Source organism: Klebsiella sp. C360 (assembly GCF_048822415.1).
GTDB lineage: Bacteria > Pseudomonadota > Gammaproteobacteria > Enterobacterales > Enterobacteriaceae > Klebsiella > Klebsiella quasipneumoniae.
Genome location: NZ_JBMEZZ010000004.1, coordinates 312,118 through 334,587 on the forward strand (window position 1 = coordinate 312,118; position 22,470 = coordinate 334,587).

Annotated in this window: 25 protein-coding genes; 18 read left to right on the plus strand and 7 right to left on the minus strand. The window is 56.6% G+C overall.

The features are described from left to right. The first annotated feature begins 113 nt into the window (after window positions 1-113). Entirely contained in the window at window positions 114-1,382 is a 1,269-nt protein-coding gene (locus ACOI7D_RS13415) for an OprD family outer membrane porin (protein WP_109546948.1), read from the plus strand. A gap of 132 nt (window positions 1,383-1,514) precedes the next feature. On the opposite strand, the gene speB is transcribed toward ACOI7D_RS13415, so the two are convergent. The 4 genes from speB to ACOI7D_RS13435 all read right to left on the minus strand — a co-directional run bounded on the left by speB (window position 1,515) and on the right by ACOI7D_RS13435 (window position 5,019). Further along, a complete protein-coding gene (gene speB / locus ACOI7D_RS13420) occupies window positions 1,515-2,435 on the minus strand; it encodes an agmatinase (RefSeq protein WP_004205166.1) in 921 nt (306 codons plus the stop codon). 233 nt (window positions 2,436-2,668) lie between these two features. Beyond that, window positions 2,669-4,645: a biosynthetic arginine decarboxylase gene (gene speA / locus ACOI7D_RS13425; protein ID WP_004205167.1), complete on the minus strand. Its 1,977-nt coding sequence runs from the start codon at window positions 4,643-4,645 to the stop codon at window positions 2,669-2,671. An 8-nt stretch (window positions 4,646-4,653) separates the two neighbouring features. Further along, a complete protein-coding gene (yqgB, locus tag ACOI7D_RS13430) occupies window positions 4,654-4,785 on the minus strand; it encodes an acid stress response protein YqgB (protein ID WP_002916578.1) in 132 nt (43 codons plus the stop codon). 84 nt (window positions 4,786-4,869) lie between these two features. Continuing rightward, window positions 4,870-5,019, minus strand: coding sequence for a hypothetical protein (locus tag ACOI7D_RS13435; RefSeq protein ID WP_418272254.1), 150 nt, complete (start codon window positions 5,017-5,019; stop codon window positions 4,870-4,872). Between the two features lie 148 nt (window positions 5,020-5,167). On the opposite strand from ACOI7D_RS13435, the gene ACOI7D_RS13440 reads away from it, so the two are divergent. The 9 genes from ACOI7D_RS13440 (at window position 5,168) to ruvX (ending at window position 12,744) form a co-directional block, all read left to right on the plus strand. Further along, on the plus strand, window positions 5,168-5,326 hold the full coding sequence (locus ACOI7D_RS13440; RefSeq protein ID WP_032428987.1) for a hypothetical protein: 159 nt from the start codon (window positions 5,168-5,170) through the stop codon (window positions 5,324-5,326). A gap of 159 nt (window positions 5,327-5,485) precedes the next feature. Continuing rightward, complete coding sequence (gene metK, locus ACOI7D_RS13445; protein WP_004205170.1) at window positions 5,486-6,640, plus strand: methionine adenosyltransferase; 1,155 nt, start codon at window positions 5,486-5,488, stop codon at window positions 6,638-6,640. Between the two features lie 381 nt (window positions 6,641-7,021). Continuing rightward, complete coding sequence (locus ACOI7D_RS13450; RefSeq protein WP_004205171.1) at window positions 7,022-8,416, plus strand: sugar porter family MFS transporter; 1,395 nt, start codon at window positions 7,022-7,024, stop codon at window positions 8,414-8,416. A gap of 77 nt (window positions 8,417-8,493) precedes the next feature. Next, window positions 8,494-8,994 (plus strand): SprT family zinc-dependent metalloprotease, encoded by a 501-nt coding sequence (locus ACOI7D_RS13455; protein ID WP_032428989.1) that lies wholly within the window; start codon window positions 8,494-8,496, stop codon window positions 8,992-8,994. Window positions 8,995-9,088: 94 nt separating this feature from the next. After that, window positions 9,089-9,796, plus strand: coding sequence for a deoxyribonuclease I (gene endA / locus ACOI7D_RS13460; RefSeq protein ID WP_032454045.1), 708 nt, complete (start codon window positions 9,089-9,091; stop codon window positions 9,794-9,796). 91 nt (window positions 9,797-9,887) lie between these two features. After that, on the plus strand, window positions 9,888-10,619 hold the full coding sequence (rsmE, locus tag ACOI7D_RS13465) for a 16S rRNA (uracil(1498)-N(3))-methyltransferase (RefSeq protein WP_023290991.1): 732 nt from the start codon (window positions 9,888-9,890) through the stop codon (window positions 10,617-10,619). Window positions 10,620-10,639: 20 nt separating this feature from the next. Beyond that, entirely contained in the window at window positions 10,640-11,590 is a 951-nt protein-coding gene (gene gshB / locus ACOI7D_RS13470; RefSeq protein ID WP_004205176.1) for a glutathione synthase, read from the plus strand. A gap of 174 nt (window positions 11,591-11,764) precedes the next feature. Beyond that, complete coding sequence (locus ACOI7D_RS13475) at window positions 11,765-12,328, plus strand: YqgE/AlgH family protein (RefSeq protein WP_002916603.1); 564 nt, start codon at window positions 11,765-11,767, stop codon at window positions 12,326-12,328. Next, the gene (gene ruvX / locus ACOI7D_RS13480; RefSeq protein WP_004205178.1) at window positions 12,328-12,744 is read left to right on the plus strand and encodes a Holliday junction resolvase RuvX; all 417 of its coding nucleotides are present in this window, start codon (window positions 12,328-12,330) and stop codon (window positions 12,742-12,744) included. The genes ACOI7D_RS13475 and ruvX overlap by 1 nt, the downstream gene beginning before the upstream one ends. Before the next feature lie 51 nt (window positions 12,745-12,795). Here ruvX and ACOI7D_RS13485 read toward each other — a convergent pair whose 3' ends face one another. Continuing rightward, the gene (locus tag ACOI7D_RS13485; RefSeq protein WP_109546947.1) at window positions 12,796-13,449 is read right to left on the minus strand and encodes a LuxR C-terminal-related transcriptional regulator; all 654 of its coding nucleotides are present in this window, start codon (window positions 13,447-13,449) and stop codon (window positions 12,796-12,798) included. 348 nt (window positions 13,450-13,797) lie between these two features. Beyond that, window positions 13,798-14,778 carry a type IV pilus twitching motility protein PilT gene (locus ACOI7D_RS13490; RefSeq protein ID WP_032454049.1) on the minus strand — a complete coding sequence of 327 codons (981 nt, stop codon included), beginning with the start codon at window positions 14,776-14,778 and terminating at the stop codon, window positions 13,798-13,800. A 16-nt stretch (window positions 14,779-14,794) separates the two neighbouring features. Here ACOI7D_RS13490 and ACOI7D_RS13495 point away from each other — a divergent pair, with 16 nt between their 5' ends. The 8 genes from ACOI7D_RS13495 to ACOI7D_RS13530 all read left to right on the plus strand — a co-directional run bounded on the left by ACOI7D_RS13495 (window position 14,795) and on the right by ACOI7D_RS13530 (window position 21,246). Continuing rightward, the gene (locus ACOI7D_RS13495) at window positions 14,795-15,496 is read left to right on the plus strand and encodes a YggS family pyridoxal phosphate-dependent enzyme (protein ID WP_109546946.1); all 702 of its coding nucleotides are present in this window, start codon (window positions 14,795-14,797) and stop codon (window positions 15,494-15,496) included. A 20-nt stretch (window positions 15,497-15,516) separates the two neighbouring features. Continuing rightward, window positions 15,517-16,083, plus strand: a complete 567-nt coding sequence (locus ACOI7D_RS13500; protein WP_002916613.1) for a YggT family protein — start codon at window positions 15,517-15,519, stop codon at window positions 16,081-16,083. Then, on the plus strand, window positions 16,080-16,370 hold the full coding sequence (yggU, locus tag ACOI7D_RS13505; RefSeq protein ID WP_004205183.1) for a DUF167 family protein YggU: 291 nt from the start codon (window positions 16,080-16,082) through the stop codon (window positions 16,368-16,370). The genes ACOI7D_RS13500 and yggU overlap by 4 nt, the downstream gene beginning before the upstream one ends. Window positions 16,371-16,382: 12 nt before the next feature. Next, window positions 16,383-16,976 (plus strand): XTP/dITP diphosphatase, encoded by a 594-nt coding sequence (locus tag ACOI7D_RS13510; protein ID WP_023290995.1) that lies wholly within the window; start codon window positions 16,383-16,385, stop codon window positions 16,974-16,976. Next, entirely contained in the window at window positions 16,969-18,105 is a 1,137-nt protein-coding gene (gene hemW / locus ACOI7D_RS13515; RefSeq protein WP_048298268.1) for a radical SAM family heme chaperone HemW, read from the plus strand. Before ACOI7D_RS13510 ends, hemW begins: the two co-directional genes overlap by 8 nt. Before the next feature lie 304 nt (window positions 18,106-18,409). Next, window positions 18,410-19,396 (plus strand): TRAP transporter substrate-binding protein, encoded by a 987-nt coding sequence (locus ACOI7D_RS13520; RefSeq protein ID WP_023290997.1) that lies wholly within the window; start codon window positions 18,410-18,412, stop codon window positions 19,394-19,396. 46 nt (window positions 19,397-19,442) lie between these two features. Further along, window positions 19,443-19,934, plus strand: a complete 492-nt coding sequence (locus ACOI7D_RS13525; protein WP_044524703.1) for a TRAP transporter small permease — start codon at window positions 19,443-19,445, stop codon at window positions 19,932-19,934. A gap of 10 nt (window positions 19,935-19,944) precedes the next feature. After that, window positions 19,945-21,246 (plus strand): TRAP transporter large permease, encoded by a 1,302-nt coding sequence (locus tag ACOI7D_RS13530; RefSeq protein ID WP_109546945.1) that lies wholly within the window; start codon window positions 19,945-19,947, stop codon window positions 21,244-21,246. Between the two features lie 188 nt (window positions 21,247-21,434). On the opposite strand, the gene ACOI7D_RS13535 is transcribed toward ACOI7D_RS13530, so the two are convergent. Then, window positions 21,435-22,442 (minus strand): DUF1202 family protein, encoded by a 1,008-nt coding sequence (locus tag ACOI7D_RS13535; RefSeq protein ID WP_109546944.1) that lies wholly within the window; start codon window positions 22,440-22,442, stop codon window positions 21,435-21,437. Window positions 22,443-22,470: the final 28 nt, after the last annotated feature.

Here is a 22,470-nt window from a genome sequence, read left to right on the forward strand (position 1 = left end):
GTTTCCTGCCGATACCATTGCTCACACAATGATTGCTTTTGACATTATTTCAGGAGAATATCGCGATTGCAGTGATTCCCTTGAATATATCGACAGACAGAGAAGTGCCCTCAGTGAAAAAAGAATTATCATTCATCGCACTTGGCATTATTGCCGCCGCGCCGGCTTTCGCCAGCCAACAATCTACCAGCCAGGGCTTTATTGAAGACAGCCATCTGGATCTCTTTTTACGTAACGCGTATATCAAACGCGATTATCGCGATGGGCTGCCGGATAAAGCCGAATGGGGCCAGGGAATTATCGCCACCTTCGAATCCGGCTTTACCGAGGGACCGGTCGGCTTCGGCGTGGACGGCATCGCCCAGTACGCCGTGCGCCTCGACGGCGGCCGCGGCCGCAGCGGCGCGGGCGGCATTGACTTTTTCGCCCAGGATGACGACGGCCGGGCAAAATCCGACCTCGCGAAATTCGGCGCCACCGGCAAAATGCGCTTTTCGAATACTGTGCTCAGCTACGGCAGTCAGCGCCCGATGTTGCCCATCGTCTACGCCGATGATTCACGTCTGCTGTACGAGAGCTATACCGGCACCATGCTGACCTCACGCGAAATCGACGGTCTGGAAATTAACGCCGGCTACCTGACCGATCAGCAGCGTAAAAGCGACGACAGCCATAACAGCGGTCTGAAAAGCCTGTCCTTCGGCGGCGCCAGCTACCGGTTCAACGACCAGCTCAGCGGCGCGCTGTACGCGTCGCATGTCGAAGATGTGCTGAACAAACAGTATCTCGGCCTGAACTATCAGCAGCCGTTCGCCGCCAACCAACAACTGGTTCTCGACTTCAACGGCTATCACTCACGCCTGGATCAGCAATATGCCGATGCCAATTACACCGGACGCAGCAACAGTATCTGGAGCCTGGCCGCCAGCTACATCTGGGATATCCATACCTTTAAGGTTGCTTACCAGCAAAGCAGCGGCAGCACCGGCTACCACTACGGCGGCTACCAGAACCAGGGCGGCGTCGGCGATGGCGGGAACACCATCTGGCTGGCCAACTCCTACTGGTCTGATTTTAACGGGGAAGATGAACGCTCCTGGCAGGCATCGTATGGACTGGATTTTGCCGGGCTGGGGCTACCGGGGCTGACCTGGACCACCGCCTACGTGCGCGGGGATAACATTAAAACGTCAGAGACCAGCAACGGCAAAGAACATGAATGGTTCAACCAGGTTCAATACCAGGTGCAAAACGGGGCGGCGAAAGATTTGAAATTCAGGCTTCGCTATTCGGTACTGCGGGTTTCCAGCAACGCCAGCGACTATAACGTCAGCGGTAATGAAGTGCGGTTCTACGTCGAATATCCATTTAACGTGTTTTAAGCACCTGATGAACCCTCTCCTGCGGGTCGGCCCTCTCCCGGCCCGCAGGAGCAACCGTCCGGCGCCTTGATTAACCCCCTGTGCCGTGCGGTACCCTCTCCCCGGAAGGGAGAGGGTTGGGGTGACCTCGGGTTATTCGCCCTTCTTCGCCGCCTGGATGTACAGCATCTCCAGCGCGAGGGTCGCCGCCGCCAGGGCGGTGATTTCGGACTGATCGTAGGCCGGGGCGACCTCCACCACGTCCATCCCGACGATGTTCAGATCCTTCAGACCGCGCACCAGCTTGATCGCGCGGTCAGAGGTGAGCCCACCGATAACCGGCGTACCGGTTCCTGGCGCAAATGCCGGATCCAGGCAGTCGATATCAAAGGTCAGGTACACCGGCATATCGCCAACGATCTGCTTCACCTGGGCAATCACGTCATCGACGCTGCGGTCGTTAACCTGGCCCGCATCAAGCACGGTGAAACCGTTATCTTTATCGAATTCGGTGCGAATACCGATCTGTACGGAGTGGTTCGGATCGATGAGCCCTTCGTTCGGCGCGGTGTAGAACATGGTGCCGTGGTCGAACTCGCAGCCGTTGGCGTAAGTGTCGGTGTGGGCATCGAAGTGCACCAGCGCCATTTTACCGAAGTGCTTGGCGTGGGCGCGCAGCAGCGGCAGCGTAACGAAGTGGTCGCCGCCAAAGGAGAGCATGCGCTTGCCGGCCGCCAGCAGCTTCTCGGCGTGGGCCTGCAGCTTCTCGCTCATTTCGCGCGCGTCGCCGAAGGCGTACACCAGATCCCCGCAGTCAACCACGTTCAGGCGTTCGCGCATGTCGAAGTTCCACGGAAAACGGTTGTGCTCCCAGGCGAGATTGGTGGAAACCTGACGGATCGCCGCCGGGCCATGACGGCCGCCCGCGCGCCCGGAGGTCGCCATATCGAACGGGACGCCGGTGATCACCCAGTCAGCATCGCTGTCGTAGGGCATGAAATTCATCGGCAGACGCAGGAAGCCAAAGGCATTGGATACCAGGGAGTTATCGTATTGATGACCTAAAGTGCTCATGGATATGACCTCTTTTCACAGTCGTGGAACGTAAAAAATAAGTATAAAAAAACCCCTCCGCGTCGTTAGGCCCGACGAGGAAGGGTTTGATAGATAAATCGCTTATTGGCGTGAATTATCGCCGGTAATGCATACGGGTTCAAGTGAGTATCGCCTTCTGCCGGATGACGGCTTCGCCTTAGGCGGCCGCCATACGCAGGCCCGGTAAGCGCAGCGCCACCGGGCATCGGCGGTTACTCGTCTTCCAGATAAGTGTACCCGTACAGACCCGCCTCGAACTCTTCGAGGAACTGCTGCTGCAGCGCGTCGTCCAGGCCGGTGTTTTTCACCTGATCGCGGAACTGGGTCAGCAGCGTGTTGGGATCCAGCTGCACGTACTGCAGCATATCCGCCACGGTATCGCCCTCGTCGGACAGCTCAACCTCAACGCTGCCGTCAGGGAAGACGAACACGTCTACCGCCTCGGTATCGCCGAACAGGTTGTGCATGTTGCCAAGGATTTCCTGATAGGCGCCGACCATAAAGAAGCCCAGCATCGGCGGGTTCTCCGGGTCATATTCCGGCATCGGCATGGTGGTGGCGATCCCGTCGCCGTCCACGTAGTGATCGATGGCGCCATCCGAGTCGCAGGTGATGTCCAGCAGCACCGCGCGGCGCTCCGGCGACTTGTTCAGCCCTTCCAGCGGCATCACCGGGAACAGCTGATCGATCCCCCACGCATCCGGCATCGACTGGAACAGCGAGAAGTTGACGTAGATTTTATCCGCCATGCGCTCCTGCAGCTCATCAATAATCGGGCGATGGGCGCGGTTGCTCGGGTCGAGTTGCTTCTGCACTTCATGACACATGTTCAGATACAGCTGTTCTGCCCAGGCGCGCTCCTGCAGGTTGAAAGTGCCGGAGGAGTAGCCGATATGGATATCGTGCAGGTCCATCTGGCTGTCGTGCAGCCATTCGCGCAGCGAGCGGCGATTGCCGGTTTCGTGCATCTCCAGCCAGGTTTCCCACATGCTCTGCAGCGGGCGCGCGGCGTCTTCCGCCGGCGGGGTCGCCTCGGTGTATTCGTTGCGCTCCACGCCGATGATGTTGGAAACCAGCACGGTGTGGTGTGCGGTCACCGCGCGGCCGGACTCGGTGATCACCGTCGGGTGCGGCAGGCCGTTCTCTTCGCAGGCGTCGCCGATGGCCCAGATGATATTGTTAGCGTATTCGTTCAGGCCGTAGTTCACCGAGCAGTCAGACTGCGAGCGGGTGCCTTCGTAATCCACGCCCAGGCCGCCGCCGACGTCGAAGCACTGGATATTGACGCCCAGCTTATGCAACTCGACGTAGAAACGCGCCGATTCACGCACGCCGGTGGCGATATCGCGAATGTTAGCCATTTGCGAGCCGAGGTGGAAGTGCAGCAGCTGCAGGCTGTCGAGGTGTCCTGCGGCACGCAGGATCTCCACCAGCTGCAGAACCTGGGTCGCCGCGAGGCCGAACTTGGACTTCTCGCCGCCAGAAGACTGCCATTTACCGGACCCCTGCGAGGCCAGACGCGCGCGCACGCCAAGGCGCGGCACCACGTTCAGGCGCTCGGCCTCTTCCAGCACGATGGCGATCTCCGACATCTTCTCGATGACCAGATAGACCTTGTGGCCCATTTTCTCGCCCACCAGCGCCAGGCGGATGTATTCGCGGTCTTTATAGCCGTTACAGACGATGACGCTGCGGGTCATCCCGGCGTGCGCCAGCACGGCCATCAGTTCCGCTTTCGAACCGGCTTCCAGACCCAGCGGCTCGCCGGAATGGATCAGCGATTCGATGACGCGGCGATGCTGGTTCACCTTGATCGGGTAGACCAGGAAGTAATCGCCGTTATAGCCGTAGGATTCGCGCGCGCGCTTGAATGCGGCGTTGATTGAGCGCAGGCGGTGCTGCAGGATCTGCGGGAAGCAGAACAGCGCCGGCAAGCGTTGCCCTTGCGCTTCGCGCGCTTTGACTAATTCAGCGAGGTCAACGCGCGCTTCCGGGACGTCCGGATCCGGGCAAACGCTGATGTGGCCCAGTTCGTTGACGTCATAATAGTTATTGCCCCACCAGGCAATATTATAAGTACGCAGCATCTTGCTGGCTTCCTGGGAGCTCATCGCTACCTCCTGCATGGAACGTAGTACACCGTGTTCGCCTGCTGACGAAGGCGAAACCATAGACATGTCGTCAGACATAGCGAACCTCAATTTTTAATAATAAGTGTAAGACAGTTAACTACTATCGCAGTCCAAAGATGCGATAACAACCCATGAACAGTCCTAAAGCCCAGCACTATCTGCTGGTTTTGCGACTGCGCGACCGGTTTCTTATTCATATCATCGTAAAACACGTAGCCGAACAGAGTATGACAGTCCGGAGAAACCACGAGAAAACTCTTGCCAGGCAAGAGCGCCCTTGTTCAGTTTTCTGACGACCGACCGGCCCTGGAATCCTGAGAAGCGCCGAGATGGGGTGAACATCGGCTGGTTTGCATGAGAGAGATGCAGGTTGCGGAGTGCTGACGCGCGACAGAACGACGCGACGAATCAAGCGAAAAACGTTGGTTCATTATCTGGTATCACCTCCACACCGCCCTGGGTCAGGGTCGGCGACAAGCCAAAGCTATACATACCGGGCAACAGGCGCTATGCCGTTGCGAGATTCTGTAAATACAGACTGCTTAACCCGGCTGGAAGTGGCACCACGGGGAGATCCCCGTGCGCTTTTTTAATGAGCCGCGCGCGGCGTTTTATACCGAGAAGCGGGGTAAAAAGCAAAATAAAAATGTGCAGGTTTGCGCGGTTGTCAGGAAAATTTGCCAGGCGAGTTTTCCGATAAATGCGACCGCCATCAAAAAAGGCTGGAAATGGGCTTAAGATTTGACCTAAAATAGCCGTCCAGAAGTTAATCCGTCTATACTGATTAACACTCAGACTGCTCGTGTCGCTACCTGCGCGGCTTTGCGCTGATTATCCACCAAAGCCACATTACACAACAGTATGAGCTATCCGAATCGTCCACAGGTGAAATAAAATATGGCAAAACACCTTTTTACGTCTGAGTCCGTATCAGAAGGGCATCCTGACAAAATTGCTGACCAAATCTCTGATGCCGTGCTGGATGCGATCCTCGAGCAGGATCCGAAAGCGCGTGTCGCATGTGAAACCTATGTCAAAACTGGCATGGTGCTGGTAGGCGGCGAAATCACCACCAGCGCATGGGTTGACATCGAAGAGATCACCCGCAACACCGTCCGCGAAATTGGCTACGTGCATTCCGATATGGGCTTTGACGCCAACTCGTGTGCCGTACTGAGCGCCATTGGTAAACAGTCTCCGGACATCAACCAGGGCGTTGACCGTGCCGATCCGCTGGAACAGGGCGCAGGCGACCAGGGGCTGATGTTTGGCTACGCCACCAACGAAACCGACGTGCTGATGCCGGCGCCGGTGACCTACGCTCACCGTCTGGTGCAGCGCCAGGCTGAAGTACGTAAAAACGGCACCCTGCCGTGGCTGCGTCCGGATGCGAAAAGCCAGGTGACCTTCCAGTATGACGACGGCAAAATCGTCGGCATCGACGCGGTGGTGCTGTCCACGCAGCACGCGGAAGATATCGACCAGAAATCGCTGCAGGAAGCGGTGATGGAAGAGATCATCAAACCGATTCTGCCAACCGAATGGCTGAGCGCGTCCACTAAATTCTTCATCAACCCAACCGGCCGTTTCGTTATCGGCGGCCCGATGGGCGACTGCGGTCTGACCGGTCGTAAGATCATCGTCGATACCTACGGCGGCATGGCTCGTCACGGCGGCGGCGCCTTCTCCGGTAAGGATCCATCTAAAGTTGACCGTTCCGCAGCCTATGCGGCGCGCTATGTGGCGAAAAACATCGTTGCCGCAGGCCTGGCTGACCGTTGCGAAATTCAGGTTTCCTACGCCATCGGCGTTGCAGAGCCGACTTCCATCATGGTGGAAACCTTTGGTACAGAAAAAGTGCCTTCTGAACAGCTGACCCTGCTGGTGCGCGAGTTCTTCGACCTGCGTCCGTACGGCCTGATTCAGATGCTGGATCTGCTGCACCCGATCTACAAAGAAACCGCTGCCTACGGTCACTTTGGTCGCGAACATTTCCCATGGGAAAAAACCGACAAAGCGGCCCTGCTGCGCGAAGCGGCTGGTCTGAAATAATCTCCCCGCTTCCACTCTTCAAGGCCAGCCTCGCGCTGGCCTTTTTATGTCCGTTACCCACCCTCCCATGCCCTGCTTCAGCGAACCGCGGCGATGCAATGAAAGCGATTACATAATGACAATGGTCGATTGCTGCCTGCAAGCGCCTCCATATGCGCGCATTTTTCACAATGTTACATATTGTTTCGGTTAACTCTGATTACCGTTTTTAAAATTGTCGTCTATCCTTATTTATATTGCTGATTTAAAAAGCATTTAATGAATTACGTTTCTTTACCTTTGTGGAAACGATTACACAGCCGTGACTATAATCACGTTTTTTTACCGACGAGTGTCCTACGCTAACCATCGACAGAATCAATAACTCAACTGGAGGGCGTTATGCCTGACAACAAAAAACAAGGGCGTTCAAACAAGACCATGACGTTCTTCGTCTGTTTCCTCGCCGCGCTGGCTGGCCTGCTGTTCGGCCTTGATATCGGTGTTATTGCGGGTGCGTTACCCTTTATTGCCAATGAGTTCCAGATTTCCGCTCACACTCAGGAGTGGGTGGTCAGCTCCATGATGTTCGGCGCCGCCGTCGGTGCGGTCGGCAGCGGCTGGCTCTCCTTCAAACTGGGCCGTAAAAAGAGCCTGATGATCGGCGCCATCCTCTTCGTCGCCGGCTCTCTGTTCTCCGCCGCCGCGCCAAACGTCGAGATCCTGCTGGTTTCCCGCGTGCTGCTGGGCCTGGCGGTGGGCGTCGCCTCCTACACCGCGCCGCTGTATCTGTCGGAAATCGCTCCGGAGAAAATTCGCGGCAGTATGATTTCCATGTACCAGTTGATGATCACCATCGGTATTCTTGGCGCCTACCTCTCCGACACCGCTTTCAGCTACAGCGGCGCATGGCGCTGGATGCTCGGCGTAATCATTATTCCGGCGGTATTGCTGCTGATCGGCGTTATCTTCCTGCCGGACAGCCCGCGCTGGTTCGCCGCTAAACGTCGCTTTGTCGATGCCGAGCGCGTGCTGCTGCGCCTGCGCGATACCAGCGCCGAAGCGAAACGCGAACTCGACGAGATCCGCGAAAGCCTGAAGGTAAAACAGTCCGGCTGGTCGCTGTTTAAAGACAACAGCAACTTCCGCCGCGCGGTGTTCCTCGGCATTCTGCTGCAGGTGATGCAGCAGTTCACCGGGATGAACGTCATCATGTACTACGCGCCGAAGATCTTTGAGCTGGCGGGCTATGCCAACACCACCGAGCAGATGTGGGGGACGGTGATCGTCGGCCTGACTAACGTGCTGGCTACCTTTATCGCCATCGGTCTGGTCGACCGCTGGGGCCGTAAACCGACGCTGATCCTTGGCTTTATCGTCATGGCCGCGGGGATGGGCGTGCTGGGCAGCATGATGCACATCGGCATTCACTCCTCAACCGCCCAGTACATCGCCGTCCTGATGCTGCTGATGTTTATCGTCGGTTTCGCCATGAGCGCCGGCCCGCTGATTTGGGTACTGTGTTCCGAAATCCAGCCGCTGAAAGGCCGCGACTTCGGTATCACCTGCTCCACAGCGACCAACTGGATTGCCAACATGATTGTCGGGGCTACCTTCCTGACCATGCTCAATTCGCTGGGCAGCGCCAACACCTTCTGGGTGTACGGCGGTCTGAACGTGCTGTTTATCCTGCTGACGCTGTGGCTGATCCCGGAAACCAAAAACGTCTCGCTGGAACATATCGAACGCAACCTGATGCAGGGTCGTCCGCTGCGCGAGATCGGCGCCCGCGATTAACCCGCCTGAGCTTCCTCCCCTCACGGGAGGAAGCTTCCTCTTGCTCTCCCCCCTCCGCCGCACTATCCTCTGGCGCTATGAAAACACCCCGTATTCCCATCGCTATTCAGCAGGCCGTGATGCGCAGCCTGCGGGAGCATCTCGCCAAAGCGAACCTCAAGCTGGAACGCCGCTACGCGGAGCCGACGCTGGTCTACCAGCAGCGCGGTACCTCCGCCGGCACCGCCTGGCTGGAGAAAAACGAAATTCGTTTAAACCCGGTGCTGCTGCTGGAGAATCAGCAGGAGTTTATCGATGAAGTGGTGCCCCATGAGCTGGCGCACCTGCTGGTGTGGCAACACTTTGGCCGGGTAGCCCCGCACGGCAAAGAGTGGAAATGGATGATGGAGAGCGTCCTGGGCGTTCCCGCGCGTCGCACCCACCGTTTTGAACTTGATTCGGTCCGCCAGAATACCTTCCCCTACCGCTGCCGCTGCCAGCAGCATCAGCTCACCGTTCGTCGCCATAACCGGGTGGTGCGCGGCGAAGCCACTTACCGCTGCGTGCGCTGCGGCGATCTGCTGGTGGCTGAAAAATAACCATTGGAATTAATTAGAAACTTTCTGATCTGACTGATTGCATCCGGCACCCTCATTCGCTACGTTGCGGGCTCGTTTTGACACGGAGTGAACGATGTCCCGTATGCATGTTTTAGCCGTTGCAGTATTGTGCACGGCAGTGAGTGGCCCGCTTGCGGCCGCCGAAATTACCAGCTTTTCCCAGGCCAAGGCCGCTGGCGTCAAAGTAAACGCCGACGTTCCCGGCGACTTTTACTGCGGCTGTAAAATTGACTGGCAGGGTAAAAAAGGCGTTATCGATCTGGAATCTTGCGGCTATAAAGTGCGTAAAAATGAGAACCGCGCCAGCCGGGTTGAATGGGAACACGTGGTGCCGGCGTGGCAGTTCGGCCATCAGCGCCAGTGCTGGCAGGAGGGTGGACGTAAAAACTGCGCCAAAGATCCGGAGTACCGCAAGATGGAAAGCGATATGCACAATCTGCAGCCGGCGGTGGGAGAAGTGAATGGCGATCGCGGCAACTTTATGTACAGCCAGTGGAACGGCGGTGAAGGCCAGTACGGCCAGTGCACCATGAAGGTCGATTTTAAAGATAAAATCGCCGAGCCCCCTGCCCGCGCACGCGGCGCCATCGCCCGCACCTACTTCTATATGCGCGACCGCTACCAGCTGAATCTTTCCCGCCAGCAAACTCAGCTGTTTACCGCCTGGAATAAACAGTACCCGGTCACCGCCTGGGAGTGTGAACGCGATGAACGCATCGCGAAAGTACAGGGCAACCATAATCCGTATGTCCTGCAGGCTTGCCAGGCGCAAAAGAGCTAACCTACACTAGCGGCAATTGTTAATTTGCAGCCCTGTGCTTCCCGCCCAATGGCGGGAAGCTGGCATCTGCGCAAAGAACGGAATATCAAGCATGCGCATTCCTCGCATCCATCATCCAGAACGCCTCATTGTCGGCAGCCTGATCGCGTTGAGCGATGACGCGGCCAACCACGTCGGCCGCGTCCTGCGCATGACCGCTGGTCAGCACCTTCAGCTCTTCGACGGCAGTAACCAGGTGTTTGACGCCGTCATCACCGAGGCCGGTAAGAAAAACGTCGCGGTTGAAGTCCTCAGTGGCGAACCCGACGATCGGGAATCGCCGCTGCATATCCATTTAGGCCAGGTGATGTCCCGCGGCGAAAAAATGGAATTCACCATCCAGAAATCGATCGAACTCGGGGTAAGCCTCATAACGCCACTGTTTTCCGAGCGCTGCGGCGTTAAACTGGACGCCGAACGTTTGCAGAAAAAGATCCAGCAGTGGCAGAAAATCGCTATTGCCGCCTGCGAACAGAGCGGTCGTAATGTGGTACCGGAAATTCGCCCGGCGATGCAGCTGGAGGAGTGGTGCGCCGAGCAGGACAGCGGGCTGAAGCTCAACCTGCACCCGCGCGCCAGCGCCAGCATTAACACGCTGCCGCTGCCGGTTGAACGCGTCCGTCTGCTGATTGGCCCGGAAGGCGGGCTGTCGGCTGAAGAGATAGCGATGACCGCGAAATACCAGTTTACTGATATCCTGTTGGGACCGCGCGTTCTGCGTACAGAGACTACTGCGCTCACCGCCATCACCGCCCTGCAGGTGCGTTTTGGCGACTTAGGTTGAGGCGTTAACGGAGAAGAACCATGATCAAGCTCGGCATCGTGATGGATCCCATCGCAACCATCAACATCAAGAAAGACACCAGCTTCGCTATGTTGCTGGAGGCGCAGCGTCGCGGCTATGAACTCCATTATATGGAGATGAACGACCTCTATTTGATCAACGGCGAAGCCCGCGCCCGGACGCGCACGCTGAGCGTCGAACAGAACTACGACAAATGGTATGACTTCACCGGCGAACAGGACCTGCCGCTGGCGGATCTTGACGTCATTCTGATGCGTAAGGATCCGCCGTTTGATACCGAATTTATTTATGCGACCTATATTCTGGAGCGAGCGGAAGAGAAAGGCACGCTTATCGTCAACAAGCCGCAGAGCCTGCGCGACTGTAACGAGAAGCTGTTCACCGCCTGGTTCTCCGAGCTGACCCCGGAAACGCTGGTCACCCGCAATAAAGCCCAGCTGAAAGCCTTCTGGGAAAAGCACGGCGATATCATCATGAAGCCGCTCGACGGCATGGGCGGCGCCTCTATTTTCCGCGTCAAAGCCGGCGATCCGAACCTTGGGGTTATCGCCGAGACGCTGACCGAGCTGGGCAGCCGCTACTGCATGGCGCAGAACTATCTGCCAGCCATTAAAGATGGCGACAAGCGCGTGCTGGTGGTGGATGGCGAGCCGGTGCCTTACTGCCTGGCGCGCATTCCGCAGGGCGGCGAGACCCGCGGCAATCTGGCCGCCGGCGGCCGCGGCGAAGCTCGCCCGCTAACCGAAAGCGACTGGGACATCGCCCGCCGCGTCGGCCCGACGCTGAAGGCCAAAGGTCTTATCTTCGTCGGCCTGGATATCATCGGCGACCGTCTGACGGAAATTAACGTCACCAGCCCCACCTGCGTACGTGAGATCGAAGCCGCCTTCCCGGATATTTCGATCACCGGCATGCTGATGGACGCTATTGAAAGACGTCTCGCCCGATAAGCACTACGGCGGACGAACGTCCGCTCAGGGCACAGCGAGCGCGGATCGCCGCGCTGGTGAAACCCTTCCAGCCAGGCGCCGCTCAGGCGCCTGCCAGATAAAGTGCATCGACACCATTCTACTTTGCCCGCATACTGGGTGTTGCTTTTTGAACCAGGAACAGAACCTCTGACAATGAATTTACAGCATCACTTTCTGATTGCCATGCCTGCGCTTCAGGACCCCATTTTCCGCCGCTCCGTGGTCTATATCTGCGAGTATAACGACGAGGGTGCCATGGGCATTATTATCAATAAGCCGCTGGAAAATCTGCAGGTGGAAGGGATCCTTGAGAAGCTCAAAATTGTCCCGGAGCCGCGTAATCCGGAGATCCGCCTGGATAAACCGGTGATGCTGGGCGGCCCGCTGGCGGAAGACCGCGGCTTTATTTTACATACCCCGCCCTCTGACTTTTCCTCAAGCATCCGTATCTCGGATAACACGGTGATCACCACCTCCCGGGATGTCCTCGAAACCTTAGGCACCGACCGGCAGCCGGGCAACGTGCTGGTTGCGCTGGGCTACTCCTCGTGGGAGAAAGGGCAGCTGGAGCAGGAGATTTTAGATAATGCCTGGCTCACCGCCCCGGCGGACCAGAATATTCTTTTCCGTACGCCCATCGCCGATCGCTGGCGCGAGGCGGCTAAACTGATTGGCATCGACATCGTGACGATGCCAGGCGTCGCGGGGCATGCATGATGAGCGGAACCTTTCTTGGCTTTGATTTCGGGACGAAAAGCATCGGTGTGGCGGTGGGGCAACGCATCACCGCCACCGCCCGGCCACTGCCGGCGCTGAAGGCGCAGGACGGTAAACCGGACTGGAATATCATCGAAAAACTGCTTAAGGAGTGGCAGCCTGAGGCGGTGATCGTCGGCCTGCCGCTGAATATGGACGGCACCGAGCAACCGCTGACGGCGCGCGCACGTAATTTCGCCAATAAAATTCATGGCCGCTTTGGCGTCGCGATCCTTCTCCACGATGAACGTCTGAGTACGGTTGAGGCCCGGGCGGGCCTGTTCGAACACGGCGGCTATCGGGCGCTGAATAAAGGCAGCGTCGATTCGGCCTCTGCGGTGGTCATTCTGGAAAGCTACTTCGAGCAGAGCTTTTAAGCTCTGTCTTCTGCGCCGCCGGCGAACCGCTAACGGCGCAGATCCTCCCGCCTAGTGGCGCAGATGTTCGTTAGCCCAGCTCACCGCCTGGGTGCGATTCTTAACGCTCAGCTTACGGAACACGTTATACAGGTGCGTCCGCACCGTGTTCTCGCTGATAAACAGCGCGCGGGCAATATCCAGGTTGGTCGCGCCGCAGCGCAGTTCGTTGAGGATCTCGCATTCTCGTTCGGTCAGCGGCGAGTTTTCAACCGGCGCCGATGTATGGTCCGCAGCGTACATCGCCGGGTGCATCACGCTCAATTCAGCCGTCTGTTCGCCGTTCAGCACGGCCTTGACGCCCTCAATTAAGCGCGATTCATCATCGTCATGGCGGAACACGCCATATAAAGCCGGCCACTGCGCCATTTCGTATAACTCATACTTTTGCGCGCTGTTGATAATCAGCAAGCGGGGATTATCTGACTGCAGCCGAATAATATCTCGCCACACCCCGTTTAATTTCTTATTTGAAACGGCGATATCAAATAATATTACAGAGTCTTTCGCCAGTCGCTGCGCCAGCGGTTTATTAATATTTTGTAAAACTACCGGTGCCATCAGGGTTTCGCTGAGATAGCTGGCAAAGGCTTTACTCTGGATTGACGGGTGGGTAATAAATGTAACCTGACGAGAAGATGATAAATTTCCATTTAAATTAATCACTTAAAACTCTCCTTAGCTGCTATCCACCATCATGGTGGTTAAATGAATAAAAAAATATACAATCAGTCATGAATTTATAAATAGCCTTAGCAATTTACAAATTGAAACGTTATTCCATGAGAATCATCCTATTCCCGTAAACAGCATAAATCGAATACCGCAAAGCTGTCAAAAGGTAATCAAACTTTTTTCCTGGAAATGCGTATTCACTGTCGAAATATCTCAGCTGAATGTCTTATTTGAATTTATTCAGAAAGATTATTTGTATTATCAAATAATATCCAGAAACAGCATTTAAACATTCAGTTAACACATCATTTTAACCACCCAACCCGCTTCACGCCCCCCCTACAGCTGGCCTGTGGCCACACGTTGCTGAAAACTCTGGGTAAATGTCAGCATTCCGGCCTGCATCCCGGTCTGCATCACACCGGGCAGCTGGTGCACTTTTCCTTCGCGGATCAAATTCGCCACCGCCGGCGTATTGACCAGAAGCTCGTATAGCGCAACTCTGCCGCCCTGACGTGCGGGTAATAATTTTTGCGCCAGCACCGCGCACAGGCTTCCGGCCAGCTGACTCCGAACCTGATCTTTCTCCTCTGCCGGAAAGACATCGATCAATCTCTCCACCGCCGGCGCCGCGCCGCGGGTGTGTAATGTCGCCATCACCAGATGCCCGGTTTCCGCAGCCGTCAACGCCAGACGGATGGTTTCGCTGTCGCGTAACTCCCCAAGCAGGATCACATCCGGATCCTGGCGCAGCGCCACCCGAAGCGCCGCGGAGAACGAAGGACAGTGACGGCCAATCTCCCGCTGCTGGATCAGGCAGCGCTCGCTGTGATGAATAAACTCCACCGGATCCTCCAGCGTCAGAATATGGCCATCAAGATGCTGGTTGAGATGCCCGACCATCGCCGCCAGGGTAGTCGACTTGCCGCTGCCCGTCGCCCCGGTGACCAGCAGCAGGCCACTCTCTTCCGCCAGCAGCTCGCTTAGCGCAGGCGGCGCGCCCAGCGTCTCCAGACGCGGGCACTGGACGGGCAGCAGGCGCAGCACCAGCGATATTCCGCGCGTATGGGCGAAAGCGCTGGCGCGTAGCCGCGAACCGCAGGCCAGAGTCAGCGCAAAGTCAATCTGGCCGTGCTCCTGCCAGTGCTGGAACTGTGCGGCATCGAGCCAGTCGTTGAGTAAATCCGCGATATCCGGCGCGGGAAAGGGAGCGGCCTCCAGCTTGCCCTGCCGCCGCCAGCGCGGTGCGGCGGAATTGCACAGGTGTAGATCGGAGACATTATGCTTTACACTAAGGGCTACGATTTCTTCCAGCTTCATAACTCATCCTCGGAATATGAACGATATTGCGCATAACCTGGCACAGGTCCGGGACAAAATCTCCGGTGCCGCCGCCCGTTGCGGGCGTGCGCCAGAAGAAGTGACATTGCTTGCAGTGAGTAAAACGAAACCTGCGAGCGCGATCGAAGAAGCCATCGCGGCAGGCCAGCGGGCATTTGGTGAAAACTACGTCCAGGAGGGCGTGGAGAAGATTAACCATTTCCAGCAGGCAGGCGTCAGCGGTCTGCAGTGGCACTTTATTGGCCCCCTGCAGTCCAACAAAAGCCGGCTGGTGGCCGAACATTTTGACTGGTGCCACACCGTCGATCGGTTGAAAATCGCCACCCGCCTGAACGAGCAGCGCCCGGCGCATTTGCCGCCGCTGAAGGTACTGATTCAAATCAACATTAGCGATGAGCAGAGTAAATCCGGCATCCCGCTGGAAGCGCTCGATGCTTTAGCGACGGAGATCGCTGAGTTACCTCATCTGGAGCTGCGCGGCCTGATGGCGATCCCCGCGCCTGAGTCAGAATATGTAAGGCAGTTTGCCGTCGCCCAGCAAATGGCGGTAGCATTTGCGCGGTTAAAAACGCGGTACCCCACGGTCGATACGTTGTCTCTGGGAATGTCGGACGATATGGAAGCCGCTATCGCGGCGGGAAGCACAATGGTGCGCATCGGCACGGCCATTTTTGGTGCGCGCGACTACAGCAAATAATAAGGAATCTGAGGAACGCCATGAAGACGTTGACTTTCCTGCTTTCAACGGTCATTGAGCTTTACACGATGGTCGTGTTGTTACGCGTCTGGATGCAGTGGGCGCGCTGCGACTTTTACAACCCGTTTTCGCAGTTTGTGGTAAAGGCCACGCAGCCGATTGTCGGGCCGCTGCGCCGGATTATCCCGGCAATGGGGCCGATTGACAGCGCCTCGCTGCTGGTGGCATTCATCCTCTGCGTCATCAAAGCGATCGTACTGTTTATGGTGATCACCTTCCAGCCGATCATCTGGATCTCCGCTCTGCTTATTCTGCTGAAAACCATCGGCTCGCTGATCTTCTGGGTGCTCCTGCTGATGGCAATCATGAGCTGGGTCAGCCAGGGACGCAGCCCGGTGGAATATGTGCTGATGCAGCTGGCGGACCCGCTGCTGCGCCCTATCCGCAACCTGCTGCCGTCGATGGGCGGTATCGATTTCTCACCGATGGTGCTGGTGCTGCTGCTGTACGTGATCAATATGGGTATCGCCGAGGTGCTGCAGGCCACCGGTAACGTACTGCTGCCGGGGCTGTGGATGGCGCTATGAGTGCCGTTGAAAGCTGCGCTGACGGGCTGGTGCTGAGGCTGTATATTCAGCCGAAGGCCAGCCGCGACAGCATCGTGGGCGTGCATGGCGACGAGCTCAAAGTCGCCATTACCGCCCCGCCCGTTGATGGCCAGGCCAATGCCCATCTGGTGAAATTTCTCGCCAAACAGTTCCGCGTCGCCAAAAGCCAGGTACTGATTGAAAAAGGCGAGCTGGGCCGCCATAAGCAAGTTAAAATCATCGCCCCACAACAGATCCCGACTGCGGTCGCGGCGCTAACTGAATAAACAGGATTTATCATGCAAAAAGTCGTCCTCGCTACCGGCAACGCCGGTAAAGTGCGCGAACTGGCCTCGCTGCTGGAAGATTTTGGTCTCGATATCGTCGCTCAGACCGAGCTGGGCGTCGAGTCTGCGGAAGAGACCGGCCTGACCTTCATTGAAAACGCGATTCTGAAGGCGCGTCATGCGGCGCAGATCACCGGCCTGCCGGCTATCGCCGACGATTCCGGTCTGGCCGTCGATGCCCTGGGCGGCGCGCCGGGCATCTACTCCGCCCGCTATGCCGGCGTCGACGCCAGCGACCAGCAGAACCTTGAGAAACTGCTCGACGCCCTGCAGGACGTGCCGGACGACCAGCGCCAGGCGCAATTCCACTGCGTACTGGTCTATCTGCGCCATGCCGAGGATCCCACGCCGCTGGTGTGCCACGGCAGCTGGCCTGGGGTGATCGCCCGGAAAGCCGCGGGTCAGGGCGGCTTCGGCTACGATCCGATCTTCTTCGTCCCGTCAGAAGGAAAAACCGCGGCCGAACTGAGCCGTGAAGAAAAGAGCGCCATTTCCCATCGCGGGCAGGCGCTGAAACTGTTACTGGAAGCATTACGTAATGGCTAATTTGCCGCCGCTGAGTCTCTATATCCATATTCCCTGGTGCGTGCAGAAGTGCCCGTACTGCGACTTTAATTCGCATGCGCTGAAAGGCGAAGTGCCGCACGATGACTACGTCCAGCATCTGCTGAACGATCTGCGGACCGATGCGCAGTATGCCCAGGGACGGGAAATAGGCACCATTTTTATCGGCGGCGGTACGCCGAGCCTGCTGTCCGGCCCGGCCATGCAAACCCTGCTCGATGGCGTCCGCGCCTGCCTGCCGCTGGCCGCCGGGGCGGAAATCACCATGGAAGCCAACCCGGGCACCGTGGAGGCCGATCGCTTCGTTGATTACCAGCGCGCCGGGGTGAATCGCATCTCCATCGGCGTACAAAGCTTTAGCGAACCGAAGCTGCAGCGGCTGGGGCGGATCCACGGCCCGGAAGAGGCCAAACGCGCGGCACGCCTCGCCAGCGGCCTGGGCCTGCGCAGTTTCAATCTCGACCTGATGCACGGTTTGCCGGACCAGTCTCTGGAGGAGGCGCTGGACGATCTGCGTCAGGCCATTGCTCTCAACCCGCCGCATCTCTCGTGGTACCAGCTGACCATTGAGCCGAACACCTTGTTCGGCTCCCGGCCGCCGGTGCTGCCGGATGACGACGCGCTATGGGATATTTTCGAGCAGGGGCATCAGCTGCTGAGCGCCGCCGGCTACCAGCAGTACGAGACTTCCGCTTACGCCAAACCGGGCTATCAGTGTCAGCATAATCTCAACTACTGGCGCTTTGGCGACTACCTTGGCATCGGCTGCGGCGCGCACGGCAAGATAACCTTCCCGGACGGGCGCATTCTGCGTACCGCCAAAACCCGCCACCCGCGCGGCTATATGGAAGGCCGCTACCTCGAACGTCAGCATGATGTGGAAGAGGCGGATAAACCGTTTGAGTTCTTTATGAACCGTTTTCGCCTGCTGGAGGCCGCGCCGCGCGCGGAATTCCGCCGTTATACCGGTCTTGATGAAGCGGCGATCCGTCCACAGCTGGACGCGGCGATAGCTCAGGGCTATCTGCAGGAAGACGAGCAGAACTGGCAGATCACCGAGCATGGAAAGCTGTTTTTAAATTCTCTTCTCGAACTATTCCTTAGCGAATAAATATCGTTATCCCATTCCCGCCAGGCAGAGTGCGGGAATGGGAATAACTCGATTCCTCCGCCATATATACCTTATTATATCCGATTCATTCTTATTAAATATTCCACCCTCAAATTAATTTGCATTAATTAATACAAGCCAAATATCAATCCAGCAATAAGATCGGTTATTTCCTTACCTCATTGCCAGAAAGTGTGAGTCAGGTAGCTTAAAGATGTACGACAACAAAGATAATATGTCATACAGAAATAAAGCATGATGCTAAAGATATTGACCAATTATCCCAAGTGCATGGAGCCAACTCATGAAAAAATACCCTTTTTCTCGTTCTCTGGTAGGTATAGCTTTACTGGCCCTACTCTCCGCAGGGGCCGTCGCGGCTGAAAAAGTCACATTAAAACTGGCACATAACCTTGAGCGCAGCCATGTGGTGCATCAGGCGCTGGAGGAGATGTCCAGAGAGGTAAACCAGCTTTCTGACGGTAAGATGAAGATTCGTATTTACCCCAGTAGTCAGATGGGCAGCGCGCGCGAGACCATGGAGTTATTACAAAACGGCGCGCTGGATATGACCAAAGGTTCCGCCAGCGATCTGGAGTCCTTCGATAATATTTACGCCATTTATAATTTACCCTTCCTGTTTAACGACCAGAATCACTTCAATAAAGTCGTCTTCGGCGAGGTGGGCAAGGAAATAATGAACTCGACGAAAGAGAAAGGATTCTTTGCCCTTTCCGCTTATGTCGCCGGGACGCGAAGCTTTTATGCCAAAAAGCCCATTACTAAACCGGAAGATTTAAAAGGACTGAAGATCCGCGTCCAGGCCAGTCCGACAACGTTAAAAATGGTCGAATTAATGGGCGGTTCCCCGACCCCCATCTCCTTTGGTGAAGTTTATACCGCCATGCAGCAGGGGGTGGTGGACGGCGCGGAAAATAACGTTCCCTCCTGGGTGCAGACGCGCCATATCGAAATCGCGAAAGTATTCTCTGAAGATGAGCACGCCTCCATCCCTGACTTCCTCGTTATCTCCAGCAAAACCTGGGACAAGCTGACGCCGGATCAGCAGCACATTCTGATCAAAGCGGCGAAAGCCTCAGAGATTTATCAGCAACAGCTGTGGCGGAAGATCGATGCCGATACCCGCGCGCAGGCCAAAGCCCTGGGCGGAGAAATAGTCAAAGTAGATAAAGCGCCGTTCCGCGCCGCCGTGCAGCCGCTATACGATGACTTTAAAAAAGATCCCAGCCAGGCCGCCCTGCTGGCCAAATTTGAAGCTGCCGCGGAATAACCTTTAACGGGCCGGTCGCTGGCCCGTTTGCACCAGGAAATCAACGATGATACTTAACCGCATTAAGCTGGCGGTGGACCGCACCATCGCCGCCTTCTCTGTCGCTGTAATGATTGCGCTGGTTGTCTGCGTCGTCTGGCAGGTATTCAGCCGCTACGTGCTCAACCAGCCAAGCACCCTGACCGACGAGCTGGCGCGCTTCTTAATGATCTGGGTCGGGCTACTGGGCGCGGCCTATACGGTCGGCGCCCAGCGTCACCTGGCGATTGATTTACTCACCATGACGCTCTCTCCCCGCAGGCAGGCGCTTTTCAGCGTCATCATTAACCTGCTGATCCTGCTGTTTGCCGGCGCAGTGATTGTGACCGGCGGCGTAAAACTGATTGCAAAAACGCTGTCGACCGCCCAGGTCTCAGCCGCGATGCAGATCCCTATGGGCTACGTGTATCTGATCCTGCCGCTCACCGGCATCATGATGATGTTTTACGCATTGTGTTTTATCAGTAACGGCCTGAAAAACATCAAACATGCAGAATAAGGAGCAACTCATGGATAGCTATATTGCACTGACGCTGTTTGGCGCTTTCTTTATTCTGGTTTTTATTGGCGTTCCCATCTCCTTCGCCATCGGTATCGCTACCGTTGGTTCGATGCTGCTGATGTTCCCCTGGGATATCGCGGTGATTACCGTGTCTCAACGCCTGGCGAACGGGCTTGATAACTTCGCGCTGCTGGCCATCCCCTTTTTTATCTTTGCCGGAACCCTGATGAACAGCGGCGGGATTGCCATACGTTTAATCAATCTGGCACAGGTGATGGTCGGACGCGTGCCGGGCTCTCTGGGCCACGTCAACGTGCTGGCCAATATGATGTTCGGCTCGATTTCCGGTTCAGCCGTCGCCGCCGCCGCCGCGGTAGGCGGCACGCTGAATCCCATTCAGACGCGAAAAGGCTACGATCCGACCTTTTCCACAGCGGTAAACGTCTCATCCTGCATCACGGGTCTGCTTATTCCGCCGTCAAACGTCCTGATCGTCTTTTCCCTGACCGCAGGCGGCGTCTCGGTGGCCTCGCTGTTTATGGCCGGCTATTTGCCGGGCATCCTGATGGGCCTGGCTATTATGCTGGTCTGCGGCTGCATCGCTAAACGCCGCGGCTATCCGGTTTCCGAACGGCCGACCTGCGCCCAGGCGGCAAAGGCCTTTTTCGATGCTCTGCCCAGCCTGCTGCTGGTCATCATTGTGATGGGCGGGATCCTTGGCGGCATTTTTACCGCGACGGAAGCCTCTGCCATCGCCGTGGTCTACACCTTTATCCTGTCGGTACTGATCTATCGGGAAGTGAAGTGGCGCGATCTGCCGAAGCTGATTCTGGAATCGGTAGTCATGACCTCTATTGTGCTGCTGCTGATTGGCTTTTCGGTGGGCATGTCGTGGGCGATGACCAACGCCGACATTCCCTACATGATAAGCGATGCGCTAATGGGGGTGTCGGAAAACCCGGTGGTGATCCTGCTGTTGATAAATATCGTGCTGCTAATCGTCGGCATTTTTATGGATATGACCCCTGCGGTGCTGATTTTCACGCCGATATTTCTGCCCATTGCTGAGGATTTAGGCATGAATCCGGTTCATTTCGGCATCATGATGGTCGCTAACCTGTGCATCGGCCTGCTGACCCCGCCGGTAGGCAGCGCGCTGTTTGTCGGCTGCTCCATTTCAGGGGTGAAAATTCAGCAGCTCATCAAACCGTTGCTGCCGTTCTACGCCGCCCTGCTGATCGCGCTGATGATGATTGTTTATATCCCGCCGATCTCGCTGTTTATTCCACAGCTGTTGGGGCTAATGTAGGGTTTTGCCCAGGGGAAGGGGCTCTCCTCCCTGAGGAAAAACGAGCGTTAGCCCCCGTGCTAACGCTTCTGCCCGGGCGGCGGTTAGCGCCCTGCCCGTCAGGCAAAAATCTTCAATATCAGAACATTGTGTTATCCGACAAGCCTATACCCGCCAGGCGCAGCCGGGCCATTCCGAACCTGATTCGGCTACTTAAGGACCCCGTCGCGGCGCATCTTCTCCAGCCCCTCCTGCCAGTATTTTTCGTCGCGAGCCAAATCCCGATAGCGTATCTCCAGCGCCATCAGCTGCGCGCTCAGTTCGCCTTTTTGCTTCTGCAGCGGCGCTATCTTTTTATCGCGCGCGGCCATCTCCGCTTTGATATTTTCACTCATCTCTTTATGCTGGCGATAATAGTTACGCTTCTGCTCATTCAGCACAGCATCGCGCTCGGCGCGCAGCGGCCCGGCATCGCAAACCGCTTTTTTCTGACAGGCGGCCAGGGCGGGTTCATAGATAGTTTTGTAGTAATGATTCTCGAATTTCAGCGGATCGTTTTGCCGATCTACTTCATACATTTTTTCCAGCATCGCCTGCTGCACGTCGCTGCGATCGAGCGGCTTGCCGTTCGCATCCGTACCCCATGAACGGTTAATCTGCTCCTCTAACGCGGCGATCTCGGTTTTCAGCGCATCCTGTTGCCCTTGCAACGTCTTCATCGTGGCTTTGCTGGCGGCAAAGCTGGCGTTAATTTTGGCAAATTGCGCCATAAATTTGTGGTCATTAACGATCAGGTTTTTACTTTCATCCCCTCCGATTTCCTTCAAGGTTCTCCCGCCCCTCTTCGCCGCCATTTGCAGCGAAAAGAATTCGGTCTGCCAGCCGGAGTCTTTGGTCCCTACCGAGGTCATCATGGCGGAGAACTTTACCGGCCGCCCCCTGGTCCAGACTCGCTCATAAAAAAAGTAATCTCCCGCGACGCCGACGCAAATATAGAGATCTTCCGCGGCGGCCATATCGCCTTCCAGCATATAGGTCGCCTGATTTCCCCTGGCGTCGAGCTGCTTTAGCGTCACACTTTGCAAGCGCATAATCCCGCCAGTCTGTTCAGCAAACTGCTTTTTCACCACGTCGTCTGTTGGCGTGTTGGCATCCGCCAGCACGTAACAAGGGGAAGCGATCATCAGGACGGTGAGCGTTTTCCATGCCTCTTTCATCAGCAAATTCCTTTTATGAATACAGCAG

Excerpts from the sequence above, each read along its gene's own strand:
- speB (WP_004205166.1), bottom strand. The coding sequence starts at position 2,435 with ATGAGCACTTTAGGTCATCAATACGATAACTCCCTGGTATCCAATGCC.
- speA (WP_004205167.1), bottom strand. The coding sequence starts at position 4,645 with ATGTCTGACGACATGTCTATGGTTTCGCCTTCGTCAGCAGGCGAACAC.
- yqgB (WP_002916578.1), bottom strand. The coding sequence starts at position 4,785 with ATGAATAAGAAACCGGTCGCGCAGTCGCAAAACCAGCAGATAGTGCTG.
- ACOI7D_RS13435 (WP_418272254.1), bottom strand. The coding sequence starts at position 5,019 with ATGAACCAACGTTTTTCGCTTGATTCGTCGCGTCGTTCTGTCGCGCGT.
- metK (WP_004205170.1), top strand. The coding sequence starts at position 5,486 with ATGGCAAAACACCTTTTTACGTCTGAGTCCGTATCAGAAGGGCATCCT.
- ACOI7D_RS13450 (WP_004205171.1), top strand. The coding sequence starts at position 7,022 with ATGCCTGACAACAAAAAACAAGGGCGTTCAAACAAGACCATGACGTTC.
- ACOI7D_RS13455 (WP_032428989.1), top strand. The coding sequence starts at position 8,494 with ATGAAAACACCCCGTATTCCCATCGCTATTCAGCAGGCCGTGATGCGC.
- endA (WP_032454045.1), top strand. The coding sequence starts at position 9,089 with ATGTCCCGTATGCATGTTTTAGCCGTTGCAGTATTGTGCACGGCAGTG.
- rsmE (WP_023290991.1), top strand. The coding sequence starts at position 9,888 with ATGCGCATTCCTCGCATCCATCATCCAGAACGCCTCATTGTCGGCAGC.
- gshB (WP_004205176.1), top strand. The coding sequence starts at position 10,640 with ATGATCAAGCTCGGCATCGTGATGGATCCCATCGCAACCATCAACATC.
- ACOI7D_RS13475 (WP_002916603.1), top strand. The coding sequence starts at position 11,765 with ATGAATTTACAGCATCACTTTCTGATTGCCATGCCTGCGCTTCAGGAC.
- ruvX (WP_004205178.1), top strand. The coding sequence starts at position 12,328 with ATGAGCGGAACCTTTCTTGGCTTTGATTTCGGGACGAAAAGCATCGGT.
- ACOI7D_RS13490 (WP_032454049.1), bottom strand. The coding sequence starts at position 14,778 with ATGAAGCTGGAAGAAATCGTAGCCCTTAGTGTAAAGCATAATGTCTCC.
- ACOI7D_RS13495 (WP_109546946.1), top strand. The coding sequence starts at position 14,795 with ATGAACGATATTGCGCATAACCTGGCACAGGTCCGGGACAAAATCTCC.
- ACOI7D_RS13500 (WP_002916613.1), top strand. The coding sequence starts at position 15,517 with ATGAAGACGTTGACTTTCCTGCTTTCAACGGTCATTGAGCTTTACACG.
- yggU (WP_004205183.1), top strand. The coding sequence starts at position 16,080 with ATGAGTGCCGTTGAAAGCTGCGCTGACGGGCTGGTGCTGAGGCTGTAT.
- ACOI7D_RS13510 (WP_023290995.1), top strand. The coding sequence starts at position 16,383 with ATGCAAAAAGTCGTCCTCGCTACCGGCAACGCCGGTAAAGTGCGCGAA.
- hemW (WP_048298268.1), top strand. The coding sequence starts at position 16,969 with ATGGCTAATTTGCCGCCGCTGAGTCTCTATATCCATATTCCCTGGTGC.
- ACOI7D_RS13520 (WP_023290997.1), top strand. The coding sequence starts at position 18,410 with ATGAAAAAATACCCTTTTTCTCGTTCTCTGGTAGGTATAGCTTTACTG.
- ACOI7D_RS13525 (WP_044524703.1), top strand. The coding sequence starts at position 19,443 with ATGATACTTAACCGCATTAAGCTGGCGGTGGACCGCACCATCGCCGCC.
- ACOI7D_RS13530 (WP_109546945.1), top strand. The coding sequence starts at position 19,945 with ATGGATAGCTATATTGCACTGACGCTGTTTGGCGCTTTCTTTATTCTG.
- ACOI7D_RS13535 (WP_109546944.1), bottom strand. The coding sequence starts at position 22,442 with ATGAAAGAGGCATGGAAAACGCTCACCGTCCTGATGATCGCTTCCCCT.